The sequence below is a fragment of the Pseudomonas sp. PS02290 genome (assembly GCF_029960075.1).
Classification (GTDB): domain Bacteria; phylum Pseudomonadota; class Gammaproteobacteria; order Pseudomonadales; family Pseudomonadaceae; genus Aquipseudomonas.
Window position 1 is genome coordinate 1 of sequence record NZ_JASCOY010000095.1, and the last position, 16,738, is coordinate 16,738.

Below are 16,738 nucleotides of genomic sequence, written 5' to 3' on the forward strand. Positions count from 1 at the left end.
GTGGGGGGGGTCGGCGAGCGGCCCCCCCACCCCCCCCCCCCCCCCCCCCCCCCCCCCCCCCCCCCCCCCCCACTTCCGATCAGCTTACAGGGGAGCCGGCCCGAAGCGGTTATCGCCTTTCTGACCTTCTGTAGCCAGGAACACGATGTTGGCGAAAGGCACAATCAGCCACCAGCCGCTGCGATCAGTGTCGTGCAGTCGGCGCACGCCAACGGCGAGGCCGGGTATCAATAACGCAAGGCTGTAAATATTCGAGAGCATGGAGTTGGTGCCGATGATGGCGTCAACAACGGCAATCGCGATAGAGATCAGGACGTTGATCAGGAAAAACATCCAGTACTCCTTGCGCCGCGCCCTCCCGATGAACACCGCGTATTTCTTCAGAACGTCCACATACCAGTGAAAAAAACCTGGCTGGGCGACAACGGCAGCGCTATTGCCGCCGCCTGCGTACGCCAGCTGCGGCGCGCCGCACTGCGGGCACGTGACAGCACCATCACTGATTTCCTTTGCACAACCACGACAAAATGCCATTTGAATCTTCCTTTGATTAATTAACACACAGTCCAACGAAAATAAGCAGCGAGACACCGGATAACACAGTCCCGGCGATGGCCATGCCATAGCCCGGTCTTTTGGTGTTGATAGTGATGATCCCCAGAATCAGGGCGATGACAGAGAACAGGCCCAGGCCCTGAATCGTCTCTGTGTCCCATTCACTGTCGTCAAAGAGTGCAAGCGTGCACACGATACTGAGCACGAGTGAAAGGATTGCCATCCAGGGGGAGCCAGCGTTTGCAGGGGGGATTGGGAGCGTTGCTGAGGTGATTTGACTCGCGCCACATTGTGGGCAAGTGACTGCCGTTTCATGCAGCTCCTTTGCACAGCCACGACAAAATACCATCGCCACCTCATTTCCCTATAGTAGAAAGGCTTGTAGGTGCGTGTCGGCAGCACGGCTGAAATCTTTAGAAAAGATTTTGTAGGCATCCCTCCCGGCCTGTCTCGAACCCGGCACGACCGTCATTGCAGAGCATCTGGCTGCCTTTGCGTCCTTTAACGATGCCATGCCTGGAAAGACGAATCAGAAACCTTAACAGCTGATAACGCTTTGCATTACCAATCTATAAAAAAGTTGTTACGATCGGCGCCCTCATAGCTTTTCGCCATGCGGAGCGTCGCTCGTCAGGGTGCCGTGCCGCAGATCAGCACGCCTTCGTCCTCTCCAGGAAGCACCCGATGCTACGTCCCGCCCTGCCAGCCTTGTCGGCACTCGTCGCCCTTGGTTTCTCCAGCCATTCCCTCGCAGCGCCGGCGCAGCAGGATGTAGCCGATCAGCCATCGGTCACGTCGCCCGCTCAACCGGGCAGTGCCAGCGGCAACCCGGCACCGGGCGCGGTCGCGCTGGAAGGCTTGAGCATCAACGCCGATTACGGCATCGCGGGGCAAGCGACCACGGAGAATTCGGGCTCATACACAACGGGTTCCATGAACACGGCGACCAAGCTGCCGCTGTCTATTCGCGAGACGCCGCAGTCGGTGAGTGTGATCACCCGCCAGCGCATGGACGATCAGGGCATGAACGACCTGAACGACGTGGTGAAATACGCGCCCGGCGTGACGTTGCACCGAACGGCGTCGGACCGTCAGGAGTTTCTGGCGCGCGGCTTCAAGATCGACAACATCATGTACGACGGGCTGCCGAGCAGCATCAGCGCCTACACCCAGGATGTGATTTCCGGCGCGGATCTGGCCATGTACGACCGCGTCGAAGTGGTCCGCGGTGCGACGGGCTTGATGACCGGCGCGGGCAGCCCGGCAGCGACGTTGAACCTGGTGCGCAAGCGCCCGACCGCCGTGCCGCAGGTGAGCGTGACCACCAGCGCCGGCAGTTGGGACCGTTATCGCACCGAAGTCGATGCGTCGAACAAGCTCAACGATTCCGGCACTGTTCGCGGCCGTGTGGTCGCAGCGTATGAAGACGACAAAAGCTTTTCCGACATCCGCAAGAATCAGCGCCAGACCTTTTACGGCATCCTCGAAGCCGACCTGAATGATTCGACGACCTGGACAGTCGGCGCGTCCAAACAGCGTGATGACAACACCTCGGACTGGGGCGGTCTGCCCAGCGGTCCGAACGGCGAAGACCTGCACCTCAAGCGCTCGACGTTCCTCAGCAACGACTGGTCGTACTGGAACAAAGACAACATCATGTTCTTCACCGACGTCACGCACCGCTTCGACAACGGCTGGTCGGCCAAGCTGGCGGGGCAGAAGATCTGGGCCGAGGCGGACACGTTCTCCAGCTACGTCGGCAACTACGACGGTCTGGGCTTTCAGCAGTACCACGGCAAGTACCGCGACGACGACGACCAGACCAACCTGGACGCGTCCCTCAGCGGGCCGTTTCAGATGTTCGGTCGCGAGCATGAACTGGTCGTGGGTGTGAGCCATCGGCAGGAGAAGTTTCACCAGTGGGGCGGCTGGACCGACGGCACGCCGATTGATCTCTACAACCCAACCCATTCAGTGACCAAACCCGACGTCGACACCAGCCTGTACGAAACCCGCAACGCCGCCACCGAAGAAGGCGTTTACGCCGTGGCGCGCCTGAACCCCATCGACCCGCTGCACGTCATCCTTGGCAGCCGCGTCAGTTGGTATGACTTCGACAACCGCGTCGGCAGTGGTGATTACAAGGTGGTGCGCGAAGTCACGCCGTATGCTGGCGTCATTTATGACCTGAACGACACGTACTCGGCCTACGCCAGCTACACCGAAATCTTCAAACCGCAGACCGAAATGGATTCCTCGCGCTCGGTGTTGAAGCCGATGACCGGCAAGAACTACGAGATCGGCCTGAAGGGCGAATACTTCGACGGCGCGCTGAATGCATCGGTGGCGCTGTTTGAGATGGAGCAGGAAAACCGCGCCTATCTGCTGCAGGACCAGAATTCCACCAATTGCCCGAGCTTCCCGGCTTCCAGCTGCTACGGCGCAGCGGGCAAGGTGCGCAGCCGCGGGATCGACACCGAGCTGAGCGGCGCGCTGACGCCGGACTGGCAGTTCTCGGCGTCCTACACCTACGTGCTGAGCCAGTTTGTCGAAGACGGCACCAAAAGCAACGAAGGCAAACTGTTCGCCCCCGAGCAGCCGAAGCACCTGTTCAAAGCCGCGACCAGCTACACCTTGCCGGGTGAGCTGCACAAATGGCGGGTGGGCGCGGACGTGCTGGCCCAGAGCAAGACCTTCAATCGCGTCGGCGACGGCCAGGCGGATCAGGACGCTTACGGCATCGTCGGCCTGATGGCCGGTTACAGGCTGAACGAGCACTGGGACGGCCGGGTCAACGTCAATAACCTGTTCGATACCCGCTACTGGCAGGGCATCCCGACAAACTCGGGTACCGGCGTATACGGCGATCCGCGCAACCTGATGTTCTCGGTGAAGTGGACGCTCTGATCACTCGCCGCACCCGGCACATCGTTTGATCGCAACGCACTGCGATCAGACGTCCTTGTCCTGATCCTCCGTCAGCAAATCGAGCCCGGCCAAGGGCTCGATCAGCTTCGCGCCTTCGTTGCGCACGTTACCGACCTCCTTGCCCACGGCATGCCAGTGGAAATCGCTGACCGGCCGGCAGCCTTCCTGGGCGATTTGCGCCAGCCGTGACGCCGGCGTCTGCGGGTCGACCCATTCCCGGGCGAGCTCGGGCGTCAGCACCAGCGGGCGGCGGTCGTGGATGTCGAGCATGCCGGCATCGCTGGCGGCGGTGATGATGACGAAGCCGTCGCGTTCGTCTGGCTCAAGGCTGGGCCTGACTTGGCCCAATGCGGCGAAGTACATCGGTCCCTGGTCTTTCAAATGGATGAAGTACGGCTGCTTGCGCTTCGCATCGTTGGGGTCTTTGACCCATTCAAACCAGCCGTTGGCCGGGGCCAGGGCGCGACCGCTCGGCCACAGGTCCTTGAAAAACTTCCCGGTCATCACGGTTTCGACCCGCGCATTGATCGGGTCGGGCCGTTTGCCTTTGGCCCAGTAGGGCGACCAGCCCCAGCGCACCTTGTCGACGCTCAGACCGTCGGACACCGGGCGGATGATCTCGACGCGGGTGGTCGGCGCCACGTTGTAGCGCTCAATGGGCCAGAGATCGTAGCCGTTGATCACCAACTGCTCTGGCGCAAGCGTCTTGAGGTAATGGTCCATTGGCTCGTAGATCGAGTAGCGTCCGCACATGTGTCACCCGTCGAATTTTCCTGCTTATCAGATTGACCGCACGCGGCTGAGAACGTTAACTGTATATACGTACAGTTAACAAACACAAGGTCAGTCCCATGAGTGTCACCATCCTTGGCCGGTTATCGGCGGCGGGCGAGCGGTTTCCCCTTTATGCCTTTCAAGTGCCCGCAGGTTTTCCTTCGCCGGCGGCCGATCACATCGAGCGGCACATCTCGCTGGACGAGCTGTTCGACATCCGCGCGCCCCATGTCTATCTCGTGAAAATAGAGGGCGACAGCATGCAGGGCGCGGGCATCTATTGCGGCGATCTGGTGATCGTCGACCGCAGCCTGTATGCCGAGCACGGCGACATTGTCATCGCCGCCTTGAATACCGAGCCAGTCTGCAAGCGCCTGCACATGCGGGGTAACGAGGTCATCCTCAAGTCCGAGAACAGCAAATACCCGCCGCGCTATGTCATGGAAGGCGACGAGTTGCTGATCTGGGGCGTGGTGAAATACAGCGTTCGCGATCACGACAAGGTGATGCATTCGTGATTCAGAGGCTTTCTATATAAGGAGGCGCGGAGGAGGGAGGTGACAGCACGGGCGTATTGGAACCATTCAAGCGCCCGTGCCACACAGCATAAACCTCTCAGGATGACCTCCGATGCCGCCTGCCTTCCGCCCGTATTCGGGCGCATTGCGTGTCGTTCGACCGATGCGCCTCGCTTCACTGACTGTTGCGATGTTGTGTGCCGGTTGCCAGTCTTACGGCCCGCCCGAGGCGAGCACCGAACGCACGCCGCGCCTGGTGGCAGGGCTCCATCGCAGCGAAGAGCCGGTGGCTTATTCGCGACCGACGCAACCCTACGACGGCAGTGATATCTGGCAACGGATGGGACAGGATTTCCGCCTGGCCGACGACAACGGCGTCAACGAACGCATCGTGCGGCAGCGCGACTGGCTGCTGGGCAACGCAGGCTTCATCCGCAATGCCAGTCAGCGGGCCAGCCCATATTTGCATTTCATCGTCGAAACCCTCGACCAGCGGGCGATGCCGGCCGAGCTGGCCTTGTTGCCGATCATCGAGAGTGCCTACAACCCCAAAGCCAATTCGATCCGTGACGCGGCCGGCCTGTGGCAGTTCATGGCGGCCACCGGGCGCGATTTCAACCTGCGCCAGACCGCCTGGTATGACGGACGGCGGGACGTCGTGGCGTCCAGCAAAGCGGCGATGGATTACCTGACGCGCCTGCACACCCAGTTCGGCGGCGACTGGCTGTTGGCGATGGCGGCCTATAACGCAGGGGAGGGCACGGTGAGCCGGGCCATCGACGCGAATCAGCGCCGAGGCCTTCCTACCGATTACTGGCACCTGAGCCTGCCAAAGGAAACCCAGGATTACGTGCCGCGACTGCTGGCGTTGTCGATGCTGGTGCGCGAACCCGAGACCTATGGCGTGAAGCTCAGCCCGGTGGCCAACGCGCCGTATTTCACGGTGCTGGAGCTGGCGCGGCCGGTGGATCTGGAGCGCCTCGCCGCCAGTGCCGGCATTGATCGCTCGGTGTTGTTGAACCTCAATCCGGCGTTTCTTCGCAAAAAAACCGCCGACGGGCCCTCCCGCGTGCTCGTGCCTCGCGACCAGTTCGAGCAGCTTTCTGCCACCCTCGGCAAAATGATCGACGACGTCATGCCCGGTAACGAGGCACTGGCGGTGACCACTGCCACGGCGTCAGCGGGGATTGTGCGTCCCTGAAGCGACACTCCAGTCACCAATTTGTCCGCTTCGGGCCCACTTTTGGCAGCAATGGGCTCGTCGTGTGTCGGCGCGGACACAATCCGGCCGTGTGCTTTTCACATCCCGATAGGCCCGGATGAGCCGGGTCAGACTTATTCATAGAACCAATTAACAAAAATTTCACCGAACTTTTCAGACGCTTTGTAAAAACGCCGATACATCATGGCCAGTCGCCTCCGAAGACACAATTAGAAACATCCACTGCCATAGGTTGATGAGTGCTCAGGTCCGGTGAGCGGTGCCGGACAAGTCGTACTCAACGGCAATGAATAGTTGGATCCCATTATCGAATCAGCACTGATGCGCAAACCTCTGCTTTGCATTTAATAGTCGAAAATAAAATGACCGCCATGCCCGACCCTCTAAATTCAAGGGGTTTGGACCTATACGCGAGAGTACAGTAAAGCGTGTTCGGAAAACCGAGTTGGAGCAGTCGGATTTCCGAACGTAGTTAAACTAATGGTCCTGAGAACTAGCAAGCAACAGGCAAGTTGTTAAACAACTTGTAAAGTCTGTAGTGCGTTACATAAGTTCTCGGGGTCGACAGTTCATAAGTGCAATAAGGCACTTAGTTCTGATTAATGTCAGGCACGGGCGGTTAGTTAATAGTCGTCGGCGAGGCGGGCTTGATGAATGTTCGCGAGTCGTACGCGGCATTAATAAGAGCGTTCGATGGTTAACGGTTACGCAGAGGGAGGATCGATCGTGCAGGGCGGGATGAAATGCACCATGGCAGAGCATAACCCGATGATTGTTAAGCTATTGTGATGCAGGCGCCAGGCCGGCCGTGCCCTTGGACGCCCCAATGACTCATTGTCCAGTCGGGGGCACCGGAAGATTTTAAATAGCCGTTTGAATGTTTTGCAGATAATTAGTTAACTCCGTCAATAAAGTCAAAGTGCTATCACGTTGGTGGTGTGAAGTATGTCTCACGACGCTGGGGAACTAAATTTAATTATTGCTGCCTTTGAAATGCGTGGTATTAATAAATCGCTTGCTCCCACTACGAGAGGTATCGATGAAAGAAGAAATCGATGTAAGCGACTGTTCGTGTCAGCCTGAAAATGTGGCGCTGGATATCCAGCAGATAGCATTGAATACCGCCAACCTGAGTATGGATTTGCTGCTCTGCGGGGAGACTGGAACAGGCAAGGACACGCTGGCCAAACGTATTCATGACTTGTCCGGTCGGACAGGTTCTTTCATCGGTATGAACTGCGCCGCCATTCCGGAATCCCTGGCGGAAAGTCAGTTGTTCGGTGTTGTGAATGGTGCCTATACCGGTGTCAGCCGGTCCCGGGAGGGGTACATCGAAGCGGCCTGCGGCGGCACGCTATACCTTGACGAGATCGACAGCATGCCGCTGAGCCTGCAGGCCAAGTTGCTGCGGATTCTGGAAACCAGGGGCATCGAGCGATTGGGCTCGACCGACTTCATTCCGGTGGACCTTCGGGTCATCGCGTCGGCGCAGCGCCCTCTGGATGAACTCGTGGAACAAGGGCTTTTTCGTCGCGACCTGTTTTTTCGGCTCAATGTGCTGACCATTCAAATGCCAGCCTTGCGCAAGCGTCGCGAACAGATCCTGCCGTTGTTCGACCAGTTCACCCAGGAAGTCGCCGCCGATTTCGGCTGCCCGGTCCCCGAGCTGGACAACCGCCTGGTACAACTGCTGCTCAGCCATTCATGGCCCGGCAACATTCGCGAACTGAGGTCTGCCGCCAAGCGTTTCGTGCTGGGCTTCCCGCTGCTGGGCGGCGATGCGCCTCCGGATCGCGATCTGGAAACCGGCCTGAAGACCCAGCTGCGTGTCATCGAAAGAATGCTCATCGAAGACGCGCTCAAGCGCCACAAGCACAGCCTGGAAGCCGTGGTGCAGGAGCTCGAAATTCCCCGGCGCACGTTGTATCACCGGATGAAAGAGCTGGGCATGAACGATGCGGAAGAAGCGGCGATTTCGTAGGACCGGTTTCAGCCGGGAAGAGGCTAGTGTGTTCCGTATCAATCGTGTGGTGTAGCGCCTGACGCCTTCCCGGCTAACGCCGGTCCCACGAAAGCGAGTCCTGCCCAGAGTCCCACATATACCTGCCGCACCAGGCGCGCTGTTTCGCAATGGACGCCTCGCAGCCAATCTCGCGCAGCCAATGTCGCGTAACCCTGAAATACCAGAGGTCGTGGATGAGTGTGTACGAGTTATTCGATGAGCAACTGGAGGACGACCATCAGGTGCCGAACCTGCGCGTGGTGGCCCGAAGTCTCGGTCAGTTGGGGATCGACCTGCTGCTGTCAGGGGAAACCGGCACCGGCAAGGACACCGTCGCCAGCCGGATCCACACGCTGTCCGGACGCAAGGGCCGGCTGGTCGCGATGAACTGCGCCGCCATTCCGGAATCCCTGGCCGAGAGCGAATTGTTCGGCGTGGTCAGTGGCGCCTACACCGGCGCGGACAAGGCGCGGGTCGGCTACATCGAAGCGGCCCAGGGCGGCACCTTGTACCTGGACGAGATCGACAGCATGCCCCTGAGCCTGCAAGCCAAACTTCTGCGTGTGCTGGAAACGCGCTCGGTCGAACGGCTTGGCTCGACGACACCCATTGCTCTGGACGTCTGCGTCATTGCCTCGGCTCAGCGCTCCCTCGACGAAATGGTCGAGCAGGGTCGTTTTCGCCGGGATCTGTATTTCCGCCTGAACGTCCTGACCGTCACGCTGGCGCCCCTGCGCGAGCAGCGCGCCCGTATCCTTCCACTGTTCACCCGTTTCGCGGAGGCGGCGGCGCAAGAGTCGGGTATTCCGGTGCCCGAGACCACCGGCGTGCTGCGTCACGTCCTGCTCAACCATGACTGGCCGGGCAACATCCGCGAACTGAAATCAGCGGCCAAGCGTCACGTCATGGGCTTTCCGCTGCTGGGCGGCGAGTCCGGCGAGGAGGGCGAGTCATCGGGCCTCAAATCGCAGTTGCGGGTGATCGAAAAAGCACTGATTCAGGCGGCGCTCAAGCGCCACAACAACAGCGTCGAAGCGGTGAGTCAGGAGCTCGACATCCCCCGTCGCACGCTCTACCACCGCATGAAAGAACTCGACGTCTGACCTCCGGTCACCTCGCTGCTTCTGGCGACACCTGCTCGTCCACACGTCCATATCCGCAGCTTCCGTGAACATCCCGAATTTTATTGAGCCCCATGGGGAACCGATCCCGAGGTCGGTGCCACCCATTGGCACCAAGCACTTTCGCTGGTGATGACTCAGGAGTGTTCGACATGAATCCAATCTCAATGGTCGGTGGCCTCGCCAACAGCGCGATCAACGCGGGCGGGCAAATGACTCAGCAGGCAGCCAGCGCTGTGACCAACGTCAAGCAGGAAAACCAGATCACCGAATCTGCCGCTCCTTCCAAGGCCGAAGCCGCACAAAACGCCGCCACCGAAAAGGCCGATGCCAGCCAGGCGCGCCTGATTGCCATGCAGACCGAAGCCGACATCCGCAAGCAGACCAACGATGTCCTCAGCGCTATCCGTTCCGGCAAGGAAGACAGCGCTAACAAGGCGATCAGTGCCGAGGCGCAGAACGCCAAAGGCATCAGCTACTGATCGGTCCGAGCGCCCCCTGAAAAAGGGGGCATCCACCTGAGGATGGAGGTTTCATGCTAAGTCTCAATGCCAATACCAATCCGCTGCAAAACCTGCACATCGGCACCGTGGTGTCCCAGCCAACGCTGGGCGGCGACAAGACCCCGCAGTCGCTCAAGGACGTGATCGATCAGCTCGCTCAGGCGCTGACCAAAGGCGGGCACCTGGACAAGGAATCGCCGCTGGGCCAGATGGTCGGCAAGCAAATGGAGAAGAACAACCCGTTGGCGTCGTTGATTGGCGGCAATCCGGACATGATCAAGGCTGCCCTGGGTGACCTGATCAAGGACAAGCTGGGGGAAAACTTTGGTGCTGCCGCCGATGCAGGCCAGGCAGGTGCCGGCGCGCCGGACCTGATGTCGCAGACCCTCAACGGTCTGGCCAAGGCCTCGCTGGATGACCTGCTGACCAAAACGGATCAAGGCACGACCTTCTCCAAGGGCGACATGCCGCTGCTGGAAAAAATCGCCGAATTCATGGACCAGCGCACCGCCCAGGATCCGCAGAAGTTTCCGGCGCCGGATTCGGGCTCCTGGAAGAACGAACTCACGGCTGAGGGCGACAATTTCCTCGACGGCAAAGAAACGGCTGCCTTTCGTTCTGCACTGGACTCGCTGGGCAGCCAGCTCGGTCAGGAACAGAACGGCCTCAGTGATGCCGGCGGCGGGTCGCCACTCGGCAGCGTTTCGCCCACCGATCCATCGGGCGGCGCTGCGCAGACCCCGAACAGCGTCAATCAAGACCTCGGCCAACTGCTGGGTGACCTGCTGCAGAAGGGCGTCAACGCCAGCGTCGGCGGCGGCCTCGGTACGCCGATGAACGATGCGTCTCAGTCCGGCGGTGCCACCAATAGCGTGACCCAGGACCTGGGGCAACTGCTCAGCGGCCTGATCAAGAAAGGCCTCGAAGCTGAACAGAACGGTGCCGGCGTCAACGGCGCAGGCGGGCAAACCAATCCGTTCGCCCAGCAGGATCAGCAAAACATGCTGGCCCAGGCCGCCACTGCCCTTGTCTCGGCCCTGGTGGGTGGCGGCAACAACAGCAACAGCCTTTCCTGAAGCCAACCGTACGCATCGACACCGTCTGCCGGAGAACGCCCGTGACCCTTTCCAATGTCAACCAACTCAAATCGCCGTCCACCGATCTTGAGCCGCGCCTGGATCAGGGATTGGTCAGCGGGCCTTCGCAGGCGGACGTCGATCTCTTCAACGCCGCCATGCGCCCCGAGCTGTCGATGCAGCAGAGTCATCTGTCCGAGCAGATCGCCAGCGCCCTGTCGGACCGTCTTGGCGCCACCGACAAGCTGTCGCAGCAAGCCGCGCGCAAGATGAAACGGGCGTCCACCACTGACGACCCGCTGGAAATTTCCCAGATGAGCCGGTCGCTGTCGCAGTACTCACTGCAGATGGCGCTGACCACCAAAGTCGTCAGCAAGAGCGCCCAGGCCCTCGATAAACTGACCAACCTGCAGTAGAGGCATACCGTGAACTACCTGACTGCGGGACTGATCTGCCTGATGCTGCTGCTCAGCGGATGCAGCGATGACACGGACCTGTTCACCGGGCTGTCCGAGCAGGATTCCAACGACGTGATCGCCAGCCTCGCCGACCAGCACATCGACGCGCGCAAGCGCAGCGAGAAGACCGGCGTGGTCATCAGCGTGCCAACGGCCGAGATCAATCGCGCGGTGCGGATCCTCGATGCCGCCGGCCTGCCACGGCGATCGCGCACCAGCCTGGGCGAAATCTTCAAGAAGGAAGGGGTGATTTCCACGCCGCTGGAAGAGCGCGCGCGGTACATCTACGCCTTGTCCCAGGAGCTGGAAGCGACGCTGTCGCAGATCGACGGGGTGATCGTCGCCCGCGTCCATGTCGTGCTGCCTGAACGCATCGCGCCGGGCGAGCCGGTGCAGCCTGCGTCGGCGGCAGTGTTCATCAAACACACCTCGGCCCTCGACCCCGACAGCGTGCGCGGGCGTATTCAGCAAATGGTCGCCAGCAGCATCCCCGGCATGTCCGGCGAGCCGCTGGATTCGAAGAAATTCGCCATCGTGTTCGTGCCGGCGGCGGAATTTCAGGACACCGAACGGCTGGTGAACTTCGGGCCCTTTCTGATCGACAGCGCCAACCTCGACTTCTGGAATCGCATGCTGTGGCTCGCGCCGTTTGCCGCGCTGCTGCTGATTGCCTTGATCGTGTTGATCCTGCGCGGCGACTGGCGCAATGCGCTGTTGCAACGCATCGGCCTGCGCCGCAGTGCCCGGACGAGCATGCCGGTGCGGGCGTAATGCTCAGCGTCGAGGAGCACTGGATTCGCTGGTGGTGCGCGCCCTGGGAATGGGCCCACGCCGACTGGATCGACGTGTTCGCCGACCATTGCGGCATCACCCGCGAGGACTGTACGGAACTGCTCGGCACTCGCCACGACGTGTTTCTGCACAGCGTTGGCGTGGTCCCGAGCCAACCGCCGCCGCCTGTTGATTCGCTGATGCAGTGGCTGCGACTGGATGAAGCGCAGCAGCACCGGGCGCTGTCCCTGGCGGGCCGAATCTGTTTCGGCCACGGCGGGCAGGCAAGCGCTGACGAAGCCGGGCACGTGCATGAGCCCTGGTGCCGCGCGGTGGCCAAAGCGTTGCGGCCCGGTTTATGGCTGGACGCCTCGGTGACGGATGCGCGGGTGTTGCTGGCGGCGTGGGCGGGTGAGCCTTGCTGGTCGCGGCTGCGCCTGTCCTGGGCGCCGGATGCACTGCCGCCGCCCTGCGCCGAGCTGCCCGAAAACAAGCTGCACACCCTGTGGCACTCGGTGTTATGGCGGGTGACGACGCCTTGATGATCGCGGTTACCTCATTGTCCTTCAGGAGCTGAACATGCTCGCCAAGCGTCGTCTTGTGTTGTCTTCCTCCGCTGTGCTGGTCACCGACATTCTGCGTCGCGAAGACCTGGCCGGTACCGTGCTCGCCGCTGAAGTGCTGGACAACGCCCGCGCTGAAGCCGAGCAGATTCTTGCCGATGCACACGCCCAGGCGCAGCAGGAAAAGGATCAGGCGCTGGCGCAGTTCTGGGACAGCGCCAACGGTTTTCTGCAGCAGCTGGAGCAGCAGCGATCGGCGCTGGCGCAGGAATCCATGGAGGTTGTTGAAGCCTTGCTCAATGAGGCCCTCGCCGAGTTGCTCGACCAGACGACACTCGCTGAACGCAGTCGCGCGCTGATGAGGAATCTTGCCGCCGGCCAGACCGTTGAAACCAGGGCCGTGCTCAGCGCCCATCCCGACATGCTCGACAGCCTCGGTGAGTGGCTGTCGGCCAGTCGCTTTGCCGATCACTGGCAGCTAAAAGGTGACCCGACGCTGGCGCCGCAGACCTTGCGCCTGAGCGACGCCAATGGTGCGTTCGACATCGACTGGGACAGCCTGCGCCGCGGGCTGGTGGGGGCTTCGGCGCCTTCATGAGTTTTTCTTGACCCGGTTGTGACGGTTCATGGAACCGGAGCGGCCGCAGGTTCCACTCAGGGGGTGAATCCCTCAGTTGGAGCCACCGGCATGATCAGTTTCAAATCCCTGCAAAACCACCTCGATCACTCCTATTCCCGCGCCCAGGACGACATGCAGGACGCCGCCGAAACCGCCTCTGAAAGCGGCACCATGGAAGATTTCCAGGCGTTCAGCGATGCCTCGCAGCAGACCAACGTCGCCAACATGATTCTCAACGAAGGGCTGCGCGCCAAACACGGCATCACCAAAGCGATCATCGATGGAATTCAGTGAATTCAGCGCGATCCTTGCCCAGTGGTGCGAGCGCCGTCCACTCGCGCCGCTGGACTGCTGGATCGATGACGCCAACGCGCGACTGGCGGTGTCGGGCAACGGCATTCGCCTGAGCCTCGATGTGCTCGATCCCTACGACGGCAGCGACCCGCAGCGCCTTGACGCGGTGCTCACCCAGGGCGGTGCCGGCGTGGCCTGTGCCTGTGAGGGCGGGCTGGCCATCGACCCCGACACCCGCTGCGTGGTGTTGGTGAGCTGGATTCCAGATCCCTGCAACCCCACGCAACTGCTTGAACGTCTGGAGCGCCTGGCCAATCAGCGCGCCGCGATGCTCAGCCTCATGCAAACCTCGATTCGCAGCGCGACCGCCTCGTCGTCCCGCTCGACCCTCAGAACCTGGCAACCGGGAGTGTGAAATGCGCAAGGCCTTAATGTGGTTGCCTTTGCTGATGATCGGCATTGGTGCGCCGGCGCTGGCCGCGGTGCCTGACGCCTGGAAACACACCGCCTACGCCTACGATGCGCGGCAGACTGAACTGGCGACGGCGCTGGCGGACTTCGCCAAGGAGTTCGGCATCGGCCTGGACATGCCGGCGATCCAGGGCACGCTGGACGGACGCATTCGTGCGCAGAACCCCCAGGAATTCCTCGACCGGCTGGGTCAGGAGCATCACTTCCAGTGGTTCGTCTACAACGAAACCCTGTACATCAGCCCGACCAGCGAGCAGACCTCGGCGCGCATCGAAGTGTCGCCGGAAGCGGTTGATGACCTGCAGCAGGCGCTGTCCGATGTCGGCCTGCTGGACAAGCGCTTCGGCTGGGGCGCATTGCCCGACGAAGGCGTGGTGCTGGTGCGCGGCCCGGCCAAGTACGTCGACTTTGTGCGCAGTTACAGCAAGAAGGTCGAGGCGCCGGAAAAAGCCGAGAAGCAGGACATCGTGGTCCTCCCGCTGAAGTACGCCAACGCCGCCGACCGCACCATTCGCTATCGCGATCAACAGCTCACCGTCGCCGGCGTCGCCAGCATTCTCCAGGAGCTGCTGGAAAGTCGCTCCCGTGGCGAGTCCATCAACGGCGTCAACCTGCTGCAAGGGCAGGGCGGCGCAGGGGGATCTGCAGGCGGCGGCGCCACGTCCTCAGGCCTGAACTACGGCGGCATGCAAAGCCAGGGCTTTGACACCGGGGCCATCGAACAGGGGCTGGATCGGGTGCTGGGCTCCAAGGGCAAACGCGGCGGGTCGTCCAGCGAAGCGGCGGGCCGCTCGAAAATCCGCGTCAGCGCCGACGTGCGCAACAACTCGGTGCTGATCTACGACCTGCCCAAGCGCCGGGCGATGTACGAGAAGCTGGTCAAGGAACTGGATACGCCGCGCAACCTGATCGAGATCGACGCGGTGATTCTCGACATCGACCGCAACGAGCTGGCGCAGCTGTCCAGCCGCTGGAATTTCAAGGGCGGCAGCGTGAGCGGCGGCGCCAACCTGTTCGAGCAGGGCACCAGCACCACGCTGTTCATTCAGGACGCCGGCAAGTTTTCGGCCGACCTGCATGCCCTCGAAGGCAACGGTGCGGCGTCGGTGATCGGCAATCCGTCGATCCTGACCCTGGAAAACCAGCCGGCGGTGATCGACTTCAGCCGCACCGAATACCTCACCGCCACGTCCGAGCGCGTCGCGGACATTGTCCCCATTACGGCGGGCACCAGCTTGCAGGTGATTCCGCGCTCCCTGGACCAGAACGGCAAATCCCAGGTGCAATTGATCGTCGACATCGAAGACGGCCAGATCGACACCTCGCAAATCAACGAAGACCAGCCGGCGGTGCGCAAGGGCAACGTCAGCACCCAGGCGGTGATCGCTGAGCACGGGTCGCTGGTCATCGGCGGATTCCACGGGCTGGAAACCACCGACAAGGTCAACAAAATCCCGCTGCTGGGCGACATCCCCGTCATCGGCAAACTGCTGTTCCAGTCCCGCAGTCGCGAGCTGAACCAGCGTGAGCGCCTGTTCATCCTCACGCCGAGGCTGATAGGCGATCAGATCAACCCGGCGCGTTACGTGCAGAACGGCAACCCCCACGATGTTGATGACCAGATGAAACGCATCAAGGAACGCCGCGACGGTGGCGAACAACCGACCCGCAGCGACGTGCAGAACGCCTTCACGCAGTTGCTCGACGGCGTGACCCCGGTGGGCTTCAACAGCGGCGAGACCCTGCCGTTTGAAGCCGACAGCCTGTGTGATCCAGGTGCCGGGCTGAGCATGGATCGCCAGCGTTCCCAGTGGTTTACCCGCAAGGACTGGGGCATCGCGGTGGTCGTGGCGCGCAACACCACCAGCAAACCGGTGCGCATCGACGAAAGCCGCTGCGGCGGTCGCTGGGTGATGGGTGTCAGCGCCTGGCCCCATGCGTGGCTGCAGCCGGGGGCGGAGAGTGAAATCTACATCGCCCTGCGTCAGCCGCAGGTGTCGAGCAAGGCCAAACAGAACCGACCTTCGCTGCTCAAGGGGGCTACACGATGAACCTGCGCGGTTTGCTTTTGCTGTTTCTGGTCACTGCCACGTTGGCGGGGTGTGCCACCCATGGGTGTTCGGGTTATTCGTGCAAGCGGCCGGATTCCAATGACCGGGAGCTGGTGATCTGGTGGCCGCCGGACATGCGTCAGGGGATTGATGAGCGTGACCATGAGCAGGATTTTACTGTGGTGCCATTGAAGGACTGAGCATGATTCGGGTATCGGAAAAATCAGCGTTTTACGCCCACGTCGCCGCCGAGCGTGCAGCGATCTGGCCGGTGGCGACGGGTGTGGCGTTTGTCAGTCGACGTGAGCATCGGGACTGGGGCATCGCGCTGCATATCGAGGGCCGGGCCTTGCGCCCGGAGCAGTTGCGCGATGCGTTGGAGCGGCGGTTTTCGCAGGCGGAGTTGTTTAACGATTTCTTTCTGTTTCTGGATGTGCAGCGGGATTTTGTGGTCTGGCACGCGGTGCCCGATGCGCTGGGGGCGGCGGTGAGTCTGGACAGTATTCGTCGGCAGGAGCTTGAGCTGGCGGGGTTGGGGCATCTCAGTGATGCTTTGCAATAGCGCGCTCGCGGGGCTCGCTTTCAAGATCTGGATCAAGAGCATCTGCCTAACGGCAGACATTTCGCCTTCGGCGAGTTACTTGGAAAAGCACCCCAAGTAACCAAGGGTGCCTGCTCCTGGTTTGGCCCTTCGTTCCTCAGGGTTCCCTCACTCCGACGACGCTCCGTGGGCCCGCGCCGAACGGACATCCATGTCCTAGCGGCGCTCTCGCGGCATCCATGCCGCTCGGCCCACTCCGCGTCGTCTGCGT

At 61.4% G+C, this 16,738-nt stretch carries 18 protein-coding genes and 1 pseudogene; 16 read left to right on the forward strand and 3 right to left on the reverse strand.

What is annotated here, in order from left to right:
- Nucleotides 1-84 precede the first annotated feature (84 nt).
- Complete coding sequence (locus QMX88_RS24720) at nt 85-534, reverse strand: DUF805 domain-containing protein (RefSeq protein ID WP_282372896.1); 450 nt, start codon at nt 532-534, stop codon at nt 85-87.
- A 16-nt stretch (nt 535-550) separates the two neighbouring features.
- Complete coding sequence (locus tag QMX88_RS24725) at nt 551-910, reverse strand: DUF4190 domain-containing protein (protein WP_192174812.1); 360 nt, start codon at nt 908-910, stop codon at nt 551-553.
- A gap of 329 nt (nt 911-1,239) precedes the next feature.
- On the opposite strand from QMX88_RS24725, the gene QMX88_RS24730 reads away from it, so the two are divergent.
- Nucleotides 1,240-3,462 carry a TonB-dependent siderophore receptor gene (locus QMX88_RS24730; protein WP_282372879.1) on the forward strand — a complete coding sequence of 741 codons (2,223 nt, stop codon included), beginning with the start codon at nt 1,240-1,242 and terminating at the stop codon, nt 3,460-3,462.
- Between the two features lie 45 nt (nt 3,463-3,507).
- Here QMX88_RS24730 and QMX88_RS24735 read toward each other — a convergent pair whose 3' ends face one another.
- Nucleotides 3,508-4,236, reverse strand: a complete 729-nt coding sequence (locus QMX88_RS24735; protein WP_282372881.1) for an SOS response-associated peptidase family protein — start codon at nt 4,234-4,236, stop codon at nt 3,508-3,510.
- A gap of 98 nt (nt 4,237-4,334) precedes the next feature.
- Here QMX88_RS24735 and QMX88_RS24740 point away from each other — a divergent pair, with 98 nt between their 5' ends.
- From QMX88_RS24740 to QMX88_RS24810, 15 genes and pseudogenes are all read left to right on the forward strand, one after another.
- Nucleotides 4,335-4,775 (forward strand): LexA family protein, encoded by a 441-nt coding sequence (locus QMX88_RS24740; RefSeq protein ID WP_122625290.1) that lies wholly within the window; start codon nt 4,335-4,337, stop codon nt 4,773-4,775.
- 112 nt (nt 4,776-4,887) lie between these two features.
- A pseudogene (locus tag QMX88_RS24745) lies at nt 4,888-5,860 on the forward strand (transglycosylase SLT domain-containing protein); the annotation flags it as partial.
- 1,176 nt (nt 5,861-7,036) lie between these two features.
- Nucleotides 7,037-7,978: a sigma 54-interacting transcriptional regulator gene (locus tag QMX88_RS24750; RefSeq protein WP_282372882.1), complete on the forward strand. Its 942-nt coding sequence runs from the start codon at nt 7,037-7,039 to the stop codon at nt 7,976-7,978.
- Nucleotides 7,979-8,193: 215 nt separating this feature from the next.
- Nucleotides 8,194-9,102 (forward strand): sigma 54-interacting transcriptional regulator, encoded by a 909-nt coding sequence (locus tag QMX88_RS24755; RefSeq protein ID WP_282372884.1) that lies wholly within the window; start codon nt 8,194-8,196, stop codon nt 9,100-9,102.
- A 170-nt stretch (nt 9,103-9,272) separates the two neighbouring features.
- Nucleotides 9,273-9,602, forward strand: coding sequence for a hypothetical protein (locus tag QMX88_RS24760; RefSeq protein WP_108122843.1), 330 nt, complete (start codon nt 9,273-9,275; stop codon nt 9,600-9,602).
- Nucleotides 9,603-9,655: 53 nt separating this feature from the next.
- Nucleotides 9,656-10,699, forward strand: a complete 1,044-nt coding sequence (locus QMX88_RS24765) for a type III secretion protein HrpZ (RefSeq protein ID WP_282372886.1) — start codon at nt 9,656-9,658, stop codon at nt 10,697-10,699.
- Between the two features lie 41 nt (nt 10,700-10,740).
- On the forward strand, nt 10,741-11,115 hold the full coding sequence (gene sctI, locus QMX88_RS24770) for a type III secretion system inner rod subunit SctI (RefSeq protein WP_192134532.1): 375 nt from the start codon (nt 10,741-10,743) through the stop codon (nt 11,113-11,115).
- A gap of 9 nt (nt 11,116-11,124) precedes the next feature.
- The gene (sctJ, locus tag QMX88_RS24775; protein WP_192174805.1) at nt 11,125-11,928 is read left to right on the forward strand and encodes a type III secretion system inner membrane ring lipoprotein SctJ; all 804 of its coding nucleotides are present in this window, start codon (nt 11,125-11,127) and stop codon (nt 11,926-11,928) included.
- Nucleotides 11,928-12,470 carry a type III secretion protein gene (locus QMX88_RS24780; RefSeq protein WP_282372889.1) on the forward strand — a complete coding sequence of 181 codons (543 nt, stop codon included), beginning with the start codon at nt 11,928-11,930 and terminating at the stop codon, nt 12,468-12,470. Before sctJ ends, QMX88_RS24780 begins: the two co-directional genes overlap by 1 nt.
- A 37-nt stretch (nt 12,471-12,507) precedes the next feature.
- Nucleotides 12,508-13,089 (forward strand): type III secretion system stator protein SctL, encoded by a 582-nt coding sequence (gene sctL, locus QMX88_RS24785; RefSeq protein WP_282372890.1) that lies wholly within the window; start codon nt 12,508-12,510, stop codon nt 13,087-13,089.
- A gap of 90 nt (nt 13,090-13,179) precedes the next feature.
- A complete protein-coding gene (locus tag QMX88_RS24790; protein WP_065989219.1) occupies nt 13,180-13,404 on the forward strand; it encodes a type III secretion protein in 225 nt (74 codons plus the stop codon).
- The gene (locus QMX88_RS24795; protein ID WP_282372891.1) at nt 13,391-13,819 is read left to right on the forward strand and encodes a type III secretion protein; all 429 of its coding nucleotides are present in this window, start codon (nt 13,391-13,393) and stop codon (nt 13,817-13,819) included. Before QMX88_RS24790 ends, QMX88_RS24795 begins: the two co-directional genes overlap by 14 nt.
- A 1-nt stretch (nt 13,820) precedes the next feature.
- Nucleotides 13,821-15,926 carry a type III secretion system outer membrane ring subunit SctC gene (gene sctC / locus QMX88_RS24800; RefSeq protein WP_282372893.1) on the forward strand — a complete coding sequence of 702 codons (2,106 nt, stop codon included), beginning with the start codon at nt 13,821-13,823 and terminating at the stop codon, nt 15,924-15,926.
- The gene (gene hrpT / locus QMX88_RS24805; protein ID WP_074891941.1) at nt 15,923-16,126 is read left to right on the forward strand and encodes an HrpT family type III secretion system protein; all 204 of its coding nucleotides are present in this window, start codon (nt 15,923-15,925) and stop codon (nt 16,124-16,126) included. Before sctC ends, hrpT begins: the two co-directional genes overlap by 4 nt.
- A 2-nt stretch (nt 16,127-16,128) precedes the next feature.
- Nucleotides 16,129-16,488, forward strand: coding sequence for a type III secretion protein HrpV (locus QMX88_RS24810; protein WP_282372895.1), 360 nt, complete (start codon nt 16,129-16,131; stop codon nt 16,486-16,488).
- The last annotated feature ends 250 nt before the right edge of the window (nt 16,489-16,738 follow it).